We start from the raw sequence: 13,477 nt of genomic DNA, 5'->3' as shown, positions 1-13,477 counted from the left end.
GACCGATGGTAGACCGTGCCGTTCCCCCGTCCAGCGCGAAGCCCCCGCCGCACCGGGTGCGACGGGGGCAACGACGGCTGCGGGTACGTCAGTTGTTGACGACCGTCAGCGGGAGGAGCTTCTTGCCGGTGGGGCCGACCTGGATGTGGGTGTCCATCTGCGGGCAGACGCCGCAGTCGAAGCACGGGGTCCAGCGGCAGTCCTCGACCTCGACCTCTTCGAGGGCGTCCTGCCAGTCCTCCCAGAGCCAGTCCTTGTCGAGACCGCTGTCGAGGTGGTCCCAGGGGAGGACCTCCTCGTAGGTGCGCTCGCGGGTGGTGTACCAGTCGACGTCGACGCCGGTGCCGGCCAGGCCCTTCTCGGCGGAGGCCATCCAGCGGTCGTACGAGAAGTGCTCGCGCCAGCCGTCGAAGCGGCCGCCGTCCTCGTAGACGGCGCGGATGACGGCGCCGAGGCGGCGGTCACCGCGGGAGAGCAGGCCCTCGACGATGCCGGGCTTGCCGTCGTGGTAGCGGAAGCCGATGTTCTTGCCGAACTTGCGGTCGCCGCGGATCGAGTCGCGGAGCTTGGTGAGCCGCTCGTCGGTGGCCTCCGCGGACAGCTGCGGCGCCCACTGGAACGGGGTGTGCGGCTTGGGGACGAAACCGCCGATGGAGACCGTGCAGCGGATGTCGTTGGTGCCGGTGACCTCGCGGCCCTTGGCGATGACGTTCTTCGCCATGGTGCCGATCTGCAGCACGTCCTCGTCGGTCTCGGTGGGCAGGCCGCACATGAAGTACAGCTTCACCTGGCGCCAGCCGTTGCCGTACGCGGTGGCCACCGTGTTGATGAGGTCCTCCTCGGACACCATCTTGTTGATGACCTTGCGGATCCGCTCGGAGCCGCCTTCGGGGGCGAAGGTGAGGCCGGAGCGGCGGCCGTTGCGGGACAGCTCGTTGGCCAGGTCGATGTTGAAGGCGTCGACCCGGGTGGACGGCAGCGACAGGCCGACCTTGTCCTCGGCGTACCGGTCGGCGAGGCCCTTGGTGATGTCGGCGATCTCGGAGTGGTCCGCGGAGGACAGCGACAGCAGGCCGACCTCCTCGAAACCGGTGGCCTTCAGGCCGCGCTCGACCATCTCGCCGATGCCGGTGATGCTTCGCTCCCGCACGGGGCGCGTGATCATGCCGGCCTGGCAGAAGCGGCAGCCGCGGGTGCAGCCGCGGAAGATCTCCACGGACATCCGCTCGTGCACGGTCTCGGCGAGCGGGACAAGGGGCTGCTTCGGGTAGGGCCACTCGTCGAGGTCCATGACGGTGTGCTTGGACACCCGCCACGGCACGCCCGGACGGTTGGGGACCACGCGGCCGATCCGGCCGTCCGGCAGGTACTCGACGTCGTAGAACCGCGGGATGTACACGCCGCCGGTCTTGGCGAGGCGCAGCAGCAGTTCGTCGCGGCCGCCGGGGCGGCCCTCGGCCTTCCAGGCGCGGACGATGTCGGTGATGTCGAGGACGGCCTGCTCGCCGTCGCCGATCACGGCGGCGTCGATGAAGTCGGCGATCGGCTCGGGGTTGAACGCGGCGTGGCCGCCGGCCAGCACGACCGGGTCGTCCATGGTGCGGTCCGCCGCGTTCAGCGGGATGCCCGCCAGGTCGAGCGCGGTCAGCATGTTGGTGTAGCCGAGCTCGGTGGAGAACGACAGGCCGAACACGTCGAACGCCTTGATCGGGCGGTGCGCGTCGACCGTGAACTGCGGGACGCCGTGCTCGCGCATCAGCGCTTCGAGGTCGGGCCAGACGCTGTAGCTGCGCTCGGCGAGGACGCCCTCGCGCTCGTTCAGCACCTCGTAGAGGATCATCGTGCCCTGGTTGGGCAGGCCGACCTCGTAGGCGTCCGGGTACATCAGCGCCCAGCGGACGTCGCAGGCGTCCCAGTCCTTGACGGTCGAGTTGAGCTCGCCACCGACGTACTGGATCGGCTTCTGGACGTGCGGGAGGAGGGCCTCCAGGCGTGGGAAGACCGATTCGACAGTCATGCGCAAGGACCTTTACGGCAGAAAAAGCAGTGACCCTCAAGGGTAGCCGAGCCCCGAGGGTCACTGGTTCGCACCGTGGTGCCGCTATATCGCTATCGGTCGCTGGGAGCGCACGGACTGCAGCAGCCCGATCGCGATCCAGACCGCGAACATCGACGAGCCGCCGTAGGAGACGAACGGCAGCGGGATGCCGGCGACCGGCATGATGCCGAGGTTCATGCCGATGTTCTCGAACGCCTGGAAGGCGAACCAGGTGACCGCGCCGGCCGCCAGGATCGTCCCGAACAGGTCGGTGGCCTGACGCGCTATCCGGCAGGCCCGCCACAGGATGACGCCCAGCAGGCCGATCATCACCAGGGCCCCGATGAAGCCGAGTTCCTCGCCGGCCACGCTGAACACGAAGTCGGTCTGCTGCTCGGGCACGAACTGGCCGGTGGTCTGGGTGCCGTGGAACAGGCCCATGCCGGTCAGGCCGCCGGAGCCGATGGCGATCCGGGCCTGGGCGGTGTTGTAGCCGACGCCGGCCGGGTCGAGCGCCGGGTTGGCGAACGCCGCGAAGCGGTCGATCTGGTACTGGTCGAGGATGCCGAGCTGCCACACCGCGACGGCGCCGGCCGCACCGCCCGCCAGCAGGCCGAAGGTCCAGCGGTTGGCGGCGCCGGAGGCCATCAGCACGCCCAGGGTGATCACGGCCATCACCATCACCGAGCCGAGGTCGGGCATCAGCATGACCACGGCCATCGGGAACGCCGCGACCGCCAGCCCCTGCAGCACGCTGCGGGTGGGCGGGAACTCGCGCTCGCCGGCGTCCACCCGGGCGGACAGCACCACGGCCATCCCGAGCACGATCGCCAGCTTGGCGAACTCGGCGGGCTGGATGGAGAAGCCGCCGCCGAACTGGATCCAGGAGTGCGCGCCGTTGATGGTGGAGCCCAGCGGGCTGAGCACCGCGAACAGCATGAGGATCACGGCCAGGTAGACGAACGGCACCGCCGTGCGCAGCCGCCGGGTGCCCAGCACGATCACCGCGACGCACAGGCCGATGCCGATCAGCAGGTTCGTCAGGTGCCGGTACAGGAAGTACTGCGGGTCGCCGTGGGTCAGCGAGTCGCGGCCGCGGGTGGCGGACCAGACCAGCAGCGAGCCCATCAGGGACAGCGCCAGCGCCGCCAGGATCATGATCCAGTCGAGTCGGCGCAGCGGGGAGTCCTTGGCCAGCGCCCGCGACAGCGAGGAGCGCCGGGGCGTCAGCCGGACGGAGCGGTAGGAGCCGTAGGAGGAGGTCACGACCGGCCCCTTCCGTGGCTGCCGCCGCTCCGGTTGGGCACCAGCGCGGCCAGCGCCACGGCGGTGCCCGGGTCGGCCTGCGCGGGGCGGGCCGGGTCCAGGAAGGACGGGGTGCCCTCGTAGGTGTACGAGGTCGGGATGATCGCGGTGCCGTCCGGGTTGAACTTGGGCAGCTGGGCCTGCGGCTGCGGGAGCAGCGCCTTGCCGTTGTCGATGTTGCCCTTGTCGTCGACGCCGTACAGCGCCTGGTAGATCCGGCGCACGGAGTCGCCGGAACCGCCGGAGCCGGTGCCGCCCTGGCTTATCGTCATGACGACCGCGTAGTCCTTGCTGTAGGTCGTCAGCCACGAGGTGGTCTGCTTGCCGGCGACCTCGGCGGTGCCGGTCTTGGCGTGCAGTTCGATCTTGCCCTGCGGCCAGCCGGCGCCGGTGAACTTCCAGGCGGCGGTGCCGCTGGTGATGACGCCGGCGGTGGCCTGGTCGATGTAGTCGAGCAGCTGGCCCTGGGCCGGGATCTTGCCGTCCTCGTGCGGGGCGATGTCGCGCACCAGGGTGCCGTCGGGGCTGACGATCGCCTTGCCGATGGAGGGCCGGTACAGGGTGCCGCCGTTGGCGAGCGCCGCGTAGATCCGGGCCATCTGCAGCGGGGTGACCAGGGTGTCGCCCTGGCCGATCGCGAAGTTGACCATGTCACCGGCGCGCATCTGGTTGCCGTCGGCGCAGTTCTCGCGGGCGATCTCGTCGGCGTACTCGTGGCCGCCCTTGGCCGCCTGGTCGCACCAGGACTGCTTCATCGCGTCGTAGTAGGACTGCTTCCACTGCCGGTCGGGGACCCGGCCGGCGACCTCGCCGGGCAGGTCGATGCCGGTCTTGGCGCCGAGGCCGAACTCGTGGGCGGTCTTGAAGAACCAGTCCTGGGCGTCCTTCTTGGGCTTGAGGCCGCCGTCCTTCATCCACTGGTCGTAGGCCAGGCCGTAGAACACCGTGTCGCAGGAGACCTCCAGGGCCTTCTCCAGCGTGATGTCGCCGAACTGCTCGGACTCGAAGTTCTTGAACTCGCGGCCGCCGATGACCAGCGACTTCGGGCAGGGGTAGCGCCCGTTGAGGTCGTAGCCGGCCTGCACGGCGGCGGTGGTGGAGATCACCTTGAACGTCGAACCGGGGGCGGACTGACCCTGTATGGCGCGGTTGATCAGCGGGTAGTTGGAGTCCTTGCTGTTCAGCGCCTCGTAGTCCTTGGCGGAGATGCCGCCGACCCACAGGTTCGGGTCGTAGGTGGGGGCGCTGGCCATCGCGACGATCCGGCCGGTGTGCACGTCCATCACGACGGCCGCGCCGGAGTCGGCGATGTAGTTGCGGCTGGTCTCCTTGTCGTACACCTTGCGGGCCTCGACCATGGCCTGGTTGAGCTGGTCCTCGACCACCTTCTGCACCCGGGCGTCGATCGAGGTGACCAGGTTGTTGCCGGGCTGCGCGGGGGTGGTGCCGGCGCTGCCGATCACCCGGCCGAGGTTGTCGACCTCCAGCCGGTCGACGCCGGTGGTGCCGCGCAGGTCGTCGTCGTAGACGGACTCCAGGCCGGCCCGGCCGATCTGGTCGGACGGCAGGCGCCGCTCACGGCCGGCCTTGTCGGCGGTCTTGGTGACCTCCTCGTCGGTGACCGGCGAGAGGTAGCCGAGGATCTGGGCGGCGCTGGCGCCCTCGGCGCCGGTGTAGCGGCGCAGCGCGGTGGGCTGGGCGGTGACGCCGGGGAAGTCCTCGCGGCGCTCCATTATCTGCATCGCCTGCTGGGTGGTGGCCTGCTGGGTGACCGGGATCGGCTGGTACGGGGAGCCGTTCCAGCAGGGCTGCGGGGTCTTGGCGTCGCACAGCCGGACCTTGTTCCTGACCTCGTCGGCGGGCACGCCGAGGACGTCGGCGAGCCGGGCCAGCACCGCCTTGCCGCGGTCCTTCTGCTGCATCAGCGCGGTGCGGGACACCGACACGACCAGCTTGGTCTCGTTGCCGGCCAGGATCCGCCCGGAGGCGTCCAGGATCTCGCCGCGGACCGCGGGCTCCACCACCTCGCGGATGTGGTTGCCCTGGGCCTTGGCGGTGAACTCCTTGCCGTTGCGGATCTGCAGGTACCACAGCCGGCCGCCGAGGGTGGCCAGCAGCGACAGCACCAGGACCTGCAGCACCACCAGCCGGATCGTCACCCGCCGGCTGCGGCCGGTCTCGGGAATGTTGCTCACGTGCGCGGGCTCCGTCCCGACTCAGGGGCGCTTGGCGAGGCCGAGCGCGCGCTTCTTCTTGAACGAGGGGGTGGGCGAGGCCGCCCGGGTGGTCCGGTAGCGGGCCAGCGCGCCGAGGCCGGAGCCGCCGTCCGCGCCGCGCACCGTCTCGTTGACCACCCGGTCGCCGTCGAAGCGGCGGGCCAGCAGCATCACCAGCGGCACCGTGAACGGGGCCAGCAGCACGTCGTACAGCAGGGCGCTGAACACCAGGCCGGTGAGGCCGACGTGCCGGGCCGCGGTGTCGCCGACCAGGGCGCCGACGGTGGCGTACAGCAGGGTGGAGACCACCGCGGCGACCGCGACCACGCCGATCGCGCCGACCGCGGAGCGCTGCCGGCCGGCCTCCGGGCGCAGCAGGCCGGCGCCGTAGCCGACCAGGCACAGCACCAGCGCGTACCGGCCGACGGCGTGGTCGGACGGCGGGGCGAGGTCGGCCAGCAGGCCGGCGGCGAAGCCCACCAGGCAGCCGCCCGTGGAGCCGTACACCAGGCCGAGGCCGACCACCACCAGCATCAGCAGGTCCGGGGTGGCGCCGGGCAGTTGGAGCCGGCCGAGGATGCTGACCTGGATCACCAGGGCGAGCACCAGCAGGACGGCGGAGAGCAGGATCCGAGACGGACGAAACATCAGTTCCTCCCGGTGGTGGGCGGTGCGGCGGCGATCGGCGCCTGCGGGTTGCCCGCGGCGCCGGAGGAGGCGGCGGGGACCGGCGGCAGCACCGCGTCGCGCGGGTCGGTGCGCGGCGGGACGACCACCACTCCGACCAGGTCGAGGCGGGTGAACTGCACGTACGGCTCGACCAGGACGGTCTTGGTGAGCTGGCCCGGGGTGGCCTGCACCTCCTTGACGGTGCCGACCGGGACGCCGGGGACGAACGGGCGGCCGCTCTGCGAGCCGAAGGTGACCAGCCGGTCGCCGGCCTTCACCTGGGCCCGGCCGTTCAGCAGTTCGATCCGCATGGGCGAGGCGCCCTGACCGGCCGCGAAGCCGATCTCGTTGTTGCCCTCCAGCCGGACGCCGGCGGTGAAGCCGGGGTCCGAGGCCAGCAGCACGGTGGACGTGGTCGGGGCGACGGTGGTGATCCGGCCGACCAGGCCCTGGCCGTCGATGACGGTCATGTCCCGGGTCAGGCCGTCGTCGCTGCCGGCGTCGATGGTGATGGTCCAGGAGAAGCCCTGGGCGGCGCCGATGGCGATCACCTGCGCGGCCTTGACGGTGTAGCCGCCGGTGCCGGCGGTGCGCAGCATGTCGTCCAGCTGCTTGGTGCGGCCCGCGGCGGCGTCCGAGGAGGCCAGCTTCTGGCGCAGGTCGGTGTTCTCGCGGGTGATCTGGTCGAGCCGCTGCTGGTGGGTGCTGGCGTCGCGGATCGCCCTGATGTAGCCGGCCACCGGGTCGACGGCGCCCGCGGCGGCGTTCTCCACCGGGCCGAGCACGGAGGCGGCCGCCCGGCGCGGGGCGCCGAGCGGCGAGTCCTGGCCGCCCTTGATGTCGACGGTGATCAGGGCGAAGGCGACCGCGACCAGCAGGACCAGCAGTAGTCGACTCTCTCTGGTGTCCCTCACGGTGCCGCTGCCGCCCCTTCGTGCTGACTGTCCTTCAACCGGTCCATCAGCTCAGTCCGTTGTTCAGTTGGTTGTCTTCTCAGCGACGCGGCTGGGCGTCGAGTACCTGCTGCAGTGCCTCGAACTCCTCGACGCACTTGCCCGCCCCCAGGGCCACCGAGTCGAGCGGGTTCTCCGCGATGTGCACCGGCATGCCGGTCTCGCGGCGCAGCCGCTCGTCCAGGCCGCGCAGCAGGGCGCCGCCGCCGGTGAGCACGATGCCGCGGTCCATCACGTCGCCGGCCAGCTCCGGCGGGCACTGGTCGAGGGTGGTCTTCACCGAGTCGATGATCGAGTTCACCGGCTCGTCGATGGCCTCGCGGACCTCGGCGGCGGAGATCACCACGGTCTTCGGCAGGCCGGAGACCAGGTCGCGGCCGCGGATCTCGGCGTGCTCGTCCTTCTCGCCCTCCAGGCCGAACGCGGAGCCGATCGACATCTTGATCTGCTCGGCGCTGCGCTCGCCCAGCAGCAGGCTGTACTCCTTCTTGATGTGCTGGACGATCGCGTTGTCCAGCTCGTCGCCGGCCACCCGCAGGGACTGGGCGGTGACGATCCCGCCGAGCGAGATCACCGCGACCTCGGTGGTGCCGCCGCCGATGTCGACGACCATGTTGCCGGTCGGCTCGTGCACCGGCAGGCCGGCGCCGATCGCGGCGGCCATCGGCTCCTCGATGATGTGCACCTGGCGGGCGCCGGCCAGCATGCTGGCCTCCACCACGGCGCGGCGCTCGACGCCGGTGATGCCGGAGGGCACGCACACCACGACCCGCGGGCGGGCCAGGTAGCGGCGGCGGTGGATCTTCAGGATGAAGTAGCGCAGCATCCGCTCGGTGATCTCGAAGTCGGCGATCACGCCGTCCTTCAGCGGGCGGATCGCCACGATGTTGCCGGGGGTGCGGCCGATCATCTGCTTGGCCTCGGCACCCACCGCGAGGATTCCGCCGGTGTTGGTGTTCACCGCGACCACCGACGGCTCGTTCAGCACGATGCCCTTGCCCCGGACGTACACCAGTGTGTTCGCGGTGCCGAGGTCGATCGCCAGGTCCCGGCCGAGGAACGACAGGTTGTTCGCCATGGGATGTCGAGTGCCTTCCCGAGTATCGGATCAAGGGCGGGGAGTGAGAGCCGGCCGCGCGCGCCCGGGCAGGGCTGACGGCGGCTGAGCAGCCGCTCCGGGCCCGTGAGTTGAGGTCCATCGTAGTCACGGCGGGCGGTTCGGGCGGCGGGCACGGCGTGCCGCCCATTCTCCGGGGACCGGTCGGCTTCTCCTGGGATTGGGACGCCGTGTCGGCGAGCAGGGTTCCGTGATTTGAGGATGAACGCCCAGTTGGGCGAAGTGCCCCTGCCGAAGCAGGGGCACCGGGAGCGCGGAATCCTCACCGGATCCCCACGCGTGCGCCCGGAACTCAGGCGCGCGGGGGGAGCCTCACGCGTGCGAGGGGAAGAAGATCTTGATCTCGCGCTCGGCCGACTCGGGCGAGTCCGAGGCGTGGATCAGGTTCTCGCGGGTGATCGTCGCGTAGTCGCCGCGGATGGTGCCCGCGCCCGCCTGCAGCGGGTCGGTGGCGCCGGCCAGCGCGCGGATGCCCGGGATCACGTTCTCGCCCTCGACGATCAGCGCGATCGACGGGCCGGAGGTCATGAACTCCAGCAGCGGCTCGTAGAACGGCCGGCCGACGTGCTCGGCGTAGTGCTGCTCCAGAGTGCCGCGGTCGAAGGTGCGGAGCTCCATCGCGGCGAAGCGCCACCCGGCCTTGCGCTCGATCCGGCTGATGATCTCGCCGGCCAGGCCGCGCTTCACGGCGTCGGGCTTGAGCAGGACGAGAGTGCGCTGGGACACGGGGCGGCTCCTGAGGTCGTGAAGGTGCGGTGTGTGCACCTGACACTACCCGGCCCGACGGCCGCCCCCGCCCACAGCCCGCTCAGGCGCCCGCCGGGGCCGCCTGCTCGGCCGCGGCGCGCTGCGCCTTGAACTCGTCGATCTTGCGGCCGTAGTGCACCGAGCACCACCACAGGCCGCCGAACACCACGCCGAAGGCGTACATCGTCGGCAGCACCAAGCCGCTGGCCAGCACGGCGAGTTGCAGCGCCCAGCCGACCCAGACCGCGCCGGGGCGGGTGATCGCGCCGCAGAGCAGCACGCACAGCAGGATGGCGACGCCGCTGACCGCCCAGATGGTGCCGGCGCCGACGTCGGTCAGCTTCATCGCGACCAGGCCGGCGAACATGATCAGCAGGGCCTCGCCGATCAGGGTGGAGGAGCACAGGGTGCGCATCGGCGGCTACTTCCTTCCGAACAGCAGGCGCGCCTCGCCCACCGTGATGACCGAGCCGGTGACCAGGACGCCGGCGCCGCCGAGGTCCTCCTCCTCGGCGAGGGTGACCGCGGCGTCGATGGCGTCGTCCAGCCGGGGTTCGACCTGCACCCGGTCCTCGCCGAACACCTCGACGGCCAGCGCGGCCAGCTCGTCGACCGGCATCGCGCGGTGGGTGGAGTTCTGGGTGATGACGACCTCGGCGAGGATCGGCTCGAACGCCTCCAGCAGGCCGGTGACGTCCTTGTCGCCGCTGGTGCCGATCACGCCGACCAGCTTGGTGAAGCCGAACGCCTCGCCGAGCGCGTTGACGGCGGCCTGCGCGCCGTGCGGGTTGTGCGCGGCGTCCAGGATCACGGTGGGGCTGCGCCGGACGACCTCCAGCCGGCCCGGCGAGGAGACGCCGGAGAACGCCTGCCGGACCTTGTCCTCGTCCAGGTGCTCGGCGCCGCCCTGGCCGACGCCGAAGAAGGCCTCGACGGCGCTCAGCGCGAGGGCCGCGTTCTGCGCCTGGTGGTCGCCGTGCAGCGGCAGGAACAGGTCCTGGTACTCGTGGCCGCCGAGGCCGCGCAGGGTCACCAGCTGGCCGCCTACGGCGACCTCTCGGCGCAGCACGCCGAACTCCATGCCCTCCCGGGCGACCGTGGCGTCCACCTCGACGGCCCGGCGCAGGATGGTCTCGGCGGCGTCCAGCTGCTGCTGGGCGACCACGGCCAGCGCGCCCGGCTTGATGATGCCGGACTTCTCGACCGCGATCTTGCCGGTGGTGTCGCCGAGCTTGTCGGTGTGGTCCAGTCCGATCGGGGTGATCACCGAGACCTGCGCGTCGATCACGTTGGTGGCGTCCCAGGAGCCGCCCATGCCGACCTCGACCACCGCGACGTCCACCGGGGCGTCCGCGAAGGCCGCGTACGCCATGCCGGTGAGCACCTCGAAGAAGGACATCGCGACCGGCTGCGCCGCGTCGACCATCCGGACGTAGGGCTCGATGTCGCGGTAGGTCTCGACGAACTTCTCCGGGCTGATCGGCGCGCCGTCCAGGCTGATCCGCTCGGTGACCGACTCCACGTGCGGGGAGGTGTAGCGGCCGGTGCGCAGCTCGAAGGAGCCGAGCAGCTGCTCGATCATCCGGGCGGTGGAGGTCTTGCCGTTGGTGCCGGTGATGTGGATGGACGGGTAGGAGCGCTGCGGCTGGCCGAGGATGTCCATCAGCGCCTCGATCCGGTCGAGCGAGGGCTCCAGCTTGTTCTCCGGCCAGCGGGTGGCCAGTTCCGCCTCGACGGCGCGCAGTTCGGAGTCGGTGCCGCCGGCGTCGGCGGGACGGACGGTGTAGGGGTTGGGCTCGGCCTTGTCGCTCACCAGGCCAGTCTAAGGACTCCGCACGCCCGTCCCCGACGGCCACCCCGGGGGGCCGCGAACCGGCCCGGGCCCTCTTGACACCCGAATTGGTCCAGTCCACCGTGTGACTCGCTCCCCGCACCGCACTCCCATCGACACTCCCCCACATGGAGATGGCATGCGTGCACCACATCGTCCCCCGCGCGGCGCGCGGGCCCTGCTCGCCGCACTGCTGGCGGCCGCCCTGGCCCTGGTCGGCATGGTGCTGACCGGCACCGGGACGGCCACCGCCGCCGACGTGGACGTGATCCGGAACGGCGACTTCTCGACCGGCGACCACCTCGCCCCGTGGAGCTGCGGCCCGACCGTCACCCCGGTCAACAACTCCGCCACCGGCTGGGACCTCCAGGGCGCGCCGGCCGGCGCGGACTACGCGAACTGCAGCCAGCAGGTCACCGTGCTGCCCAACTCGACGTACACCCTGACCGCCGTGGTGCAGGGCTCGTACGTGTTCCTGGGCGCCACCGGCACCGGCGGCACCGACCCGTCCACCTGGAGCTCCAACACCGGCTGGAACACGCTCACTTCGACCTTCACCACGGGCGCGTCCACCGGTTCGGTGCAGGTCTGGTTCCACGGCTGGTACGGCCAGTCCGCGTACCTGGTGGACAAGGTCTCGCTGGTCGGCCCGGGCACCGGTTCGCCCAGCCCGTCCGCCTCGGTCGGCAACTCGGTGTCGCCGAAGCCGTCCGGCTCCGGCTCGCCGTCGCCCTCGACGTCCACCTCGACGTCGCCGTCGCCCAGCAGCTCGGGCAGCACTCCGCCGCCGCCCGGGCCGAAGCACCGGCTGACCGGCTACTGGCAGAACTTCTACAACGGCGCGACCCCGCAGCGGATCAGCGACGTGCCGGCGGCGTACGACATCATCGCGGTCGCCTTCGCGGACGCCACCGCCACCCAGGGCGCGATCTCGTTCACCCTGGACCCGGCGCTGTCGGCCAAGCTGAACGGCTACACCGAGGCCCAGTTCAAGGCCGACATCGCGGCCAAGAAGGCGGCCGGCAAGAAGGTGATCATTTCGGTCGGCGGGCAGAACGGCACCGTGTCGGTGGCGAGTTCGGCCGCGGCGGCGAACTTCGCCAACTCCGCGTACGGCCTGATCCAGACGTACGGCTTCGACGGGATCGACATCGACCTGGAGAACGGCGTCAACGCCACCTACATGGCGCAGGCGCTGCACACCCTGGCCGCCAAGGTGGGTTCCGGGTTCGTGCTCACCATGGCCCCGCAGACCATCGACATGCAGTCCACCGGCACCGAGTACTTCAAGCTGGCGCTGGCCACCAAGGACATCCTGACCATCGTCAACATGCAGTACTACAACTCCGGTGCGATGCTCGGCTGCGACGGCGGGGTGTACTCGCAGGGCACCGAGAACTTCCTCACCGGCCTGGCCTGCATCCAGTTGCAGGGCGGCCTCGACCCGAGCCAGGTCGGCCTCGGGGTGCCCGCCTCCACCAGCGCGGCGGGCGGCGGCTACACCGGCCCGGCGACCGTGAACGCGGCGCTGGACTGCCTGGCTTCCGGCACCAACTGCGGTTCGTTCAAGCCGGCGAGGACCTGGCCGGGCATCGGCGGCGCGATGACCTGGTCCACCAACTGGGACGCCCTCGCCGGCGGCGGCATCGCGAACACCGTCGGCTCCCACCTGCACGCCATGCCGTAACGGCACGACGGTTCCGGTCCCGGCGCGGGGGCTCCCGCGCCGGGTCAGCAGTGACGATCCGTCAAGACGTGCAGCGGGGTGTGGGCAGCCGTCCGGCGTGCCGGCGGCGGAGTTCGGCGGCGATCTCGTCGGCCTCGCCCTCCGGCAGCAGCGGCAGCATCATCGCCACCGCCTGCACCAGGCCGCCCAGCAGGTAGGTGGTGTCGGGCGTGCCGGCGACCAGGGCGCGGACGGCGGTGACGTCGCCGTCGGCGACGGCCTCCAGCAGCATCGCGGCGCCGGCCGCCTCCTCGTCCACGGCGACCTCGGCGGTGCCGTACGGGGCGCGCCGGGCGAGGCCGCGCAGCACCCGGTCGGCGACGTCGGGGGCGTAGGCCTTGCGGACCGCCTCGGCCGCGATCCACACCAGCAGGGTGGTCACCTCGCGCTCGGCGTTCTCGGCGAGCAGCAGGTCGAGTTCGGCGTCGAAGGCGAGCTGGTTTCCGTGCCGGAATGCCAGCAGCAGGGTCGCCGCCCGGGCCTTGGCCGCCTCCACCTCTTCCATCGGAAGTTCGTCGGCCAACTCCCTGGTCACCACCATGTGCGCGCCCTCCGTTCGCTGCCCCGCCCGAATGGGAACTTCGCCCACCGTACACATCCGGTGTACGAAGTCGGCTGAACACGACCGGTCGGCGGCGGAATGCAATCCCATTGCCGCTGTCGCTCAATTGCCGGGAATGCCGGACGAATAGCCGGAGCGAAACCGTTACGGCGACGCGCGGCCAAGGGAATTGACAGACCGTCCCCGCCGACTCGGGAAATGGCGAAGGGCCGCCGCCCCCCCCGGGGGGGGGGGGGGGGCCGCCTGACTCCCGGGGCAGCCCGGGGGGGCGGCGCCCGCTGGGGGGGGTTCGGGGGGGGTTGTGCCGCGGCGG

The 13,477-nt window shown here is 71.2% G+C and carries 11 protein-coding genes; 1 reads left to right on the top strand and 10 read right to left on the bottom strand.

The genetic code is table 11. From position 1 onward, the window contains the following. Nucleotides 1-88: 88 nt before the first annotated feature. The 9 genes from ACFV1L_RS20575 to ACFV1L_RS20535 form a co-directional block, all read right to left on the bottom strand. Complete coding sequence (locus tag ACFV1L_RS20575) at nt 89-2,017, bottom strand: TIGR03960 family B12-binding radical SAM protein (RefSeq protein WP_380367739.1); 1,929 nt, start codon at nt 2,015-2,017, stop codon at nt 89-91. Nucleotides 2,018-2,101: 84 nt separating this feature from the next. Next, nucleotides 2,102-3,268 carry a rod shape-determining protein RodA gene (rodA, locus tag ACFV1L_RS20570; RefSeq protein WP_380367847.1) on the bottom strand — a complete coding sequence of 389 codons (1,167 nt, stop codon included), beginning with the start codon at nt 3,266-3,268 and terminating at the stop codon, nt 2,102-2,104. Between the two features lie 32 nt (nt 3,269-3,300). Beyond that, nucleotides 3,301-5,538 carry a penicillin-binding protein 2 gene (gene mrdA, locus ACFV1L_RS20565; protein ID WP_380367738.1) on the bottom strand — a complete coding sequence of 746 codons (2,238 nt, stop codon included), beginning with the start codon at nt 5,536-5,538 and terminating at the stop codon, nt 3,301-3,303. 21 nt (nt 5,539-5,559) lie between these two features. Then, nucleotides 5,560-6,207 (bottom strand): rod shape-determining protein MreD, encoded by a 648-nt coding sequence (gene mreD, locus ACFV1L_RS20560; RefSeq protein ID WP_380367737.1) that lies wholly within the window; start codon nt 6,205-6,207, stop codon nt 5,560-5,562. Further along, nucleotides 6,207-7,142 (bottom strand): rod shape-determining protein MreC, encoded by a 936-nt coding sequence (gene mreC, locus ACFV1L_RS20555; protein WP_380367736.1) that lies wholly within the window; start codon nt 7,140-7,142, stop codon nt 6,207-6,209. The genes mreD and mreC overlap by 1 nt, the downstream gene beginning before the upstream one ends. A 79-nt stretch (nt 7,143-7,221) precedes the next feature. Continuing rightward, on the bottom strand, nt 7,222-8,247 hold the full coding sequence (locus tag ACFV1L_RS20550) for a rod shape-determining protein (protein WP_035871794.1): 1,026 nt from the start codon (nt 8,245-8,247) through the stop codon (nt 7,222-7,224). Between the two features lie 363 nt (nt 8,248-8,610). Further along, on the bottom strand, nt 8,611-9,024 hold the full coding sequence (ndk, locus tag ACFV1L_RS20545; RefSeq protein WP_035862756.1) for a nucleoside-diphosphate kinase: 414 nt from the start codon (nt 9,022-9,024) through the stop codon (nt 8,611-8,613). An 82-nt stretch (nt 9,025-9,106) separates the two neighbouring features. Beyond that, a complete protein-coding gene (locus tag ACFV1L_RS20540) occupies nt 9,107-9,460 on the bottom strand; it encodes a DUF4233 domain-containing protein (protein ID WP_380367734.1) in 354 nt (117 codons plus the stop codon). A 6-nt stretch (nt 9,461-9,466) separates the two neighbouring features. Next, nucleotides 9,467-10,858 (bottom strand): bifunctional folylpolyglutamate synthase/dihydrofolate synthase, encoded by a 1,392-nt coding sequence (locus tag ACFV1L_RS20535; RefSeq protein WP_380367733.1) that lies wholly within the window; start codon nt 10,856-10,858, stop codon nt 9,467-9,469. Nucleotides 10,859-11,015: 157 nt separating this feature from the next. On the opposite strand from ACFV1L_RS20535, the gene ACFV1L_RS20530 reads away from it, so the two are divergent. After that, entirely contained in the window at nt 11,016-12,563 is a 1,548-nt protein-coding gene (locus ACFV1L_RS20530) for a glycosyl hydrolase family 18 protein (protein ID WP_380367732.1), read from the top strand. Between the two features lie 61 nt (nt 12,564-12,624). Here the strand turns inward: ACFV1L_RS20530 and ACFV1L_RS20525 are convergent, their stop codons facing one another. Further along, nucleotides 12,625-13,143, bottom strand: coding sequence for a hypothetical protein (locus ACFV1L_RS20525; protein WP_380367731.1), 519 nt, complete (start codon nt 13,141-13,143; stop codon nt 12,625-12,627). Nucleotides 13,144-13,477 lie beyond the last annotated feature (334 nt).

Origin of the sequence: Kitasatospora sp. NPDC059646, from assembly GCF_042734615.1 — a bacterium.
Lineage (GTDB): Bacteria > Actinomycetota > Actinomycetes > Streptomycetales > Streptomycetaceae > Kitasatospora.
Note: the sequence above shows the minus strand (reverse complement) of the source record. Positions and strands in the feature narration are given on the sequence as shown.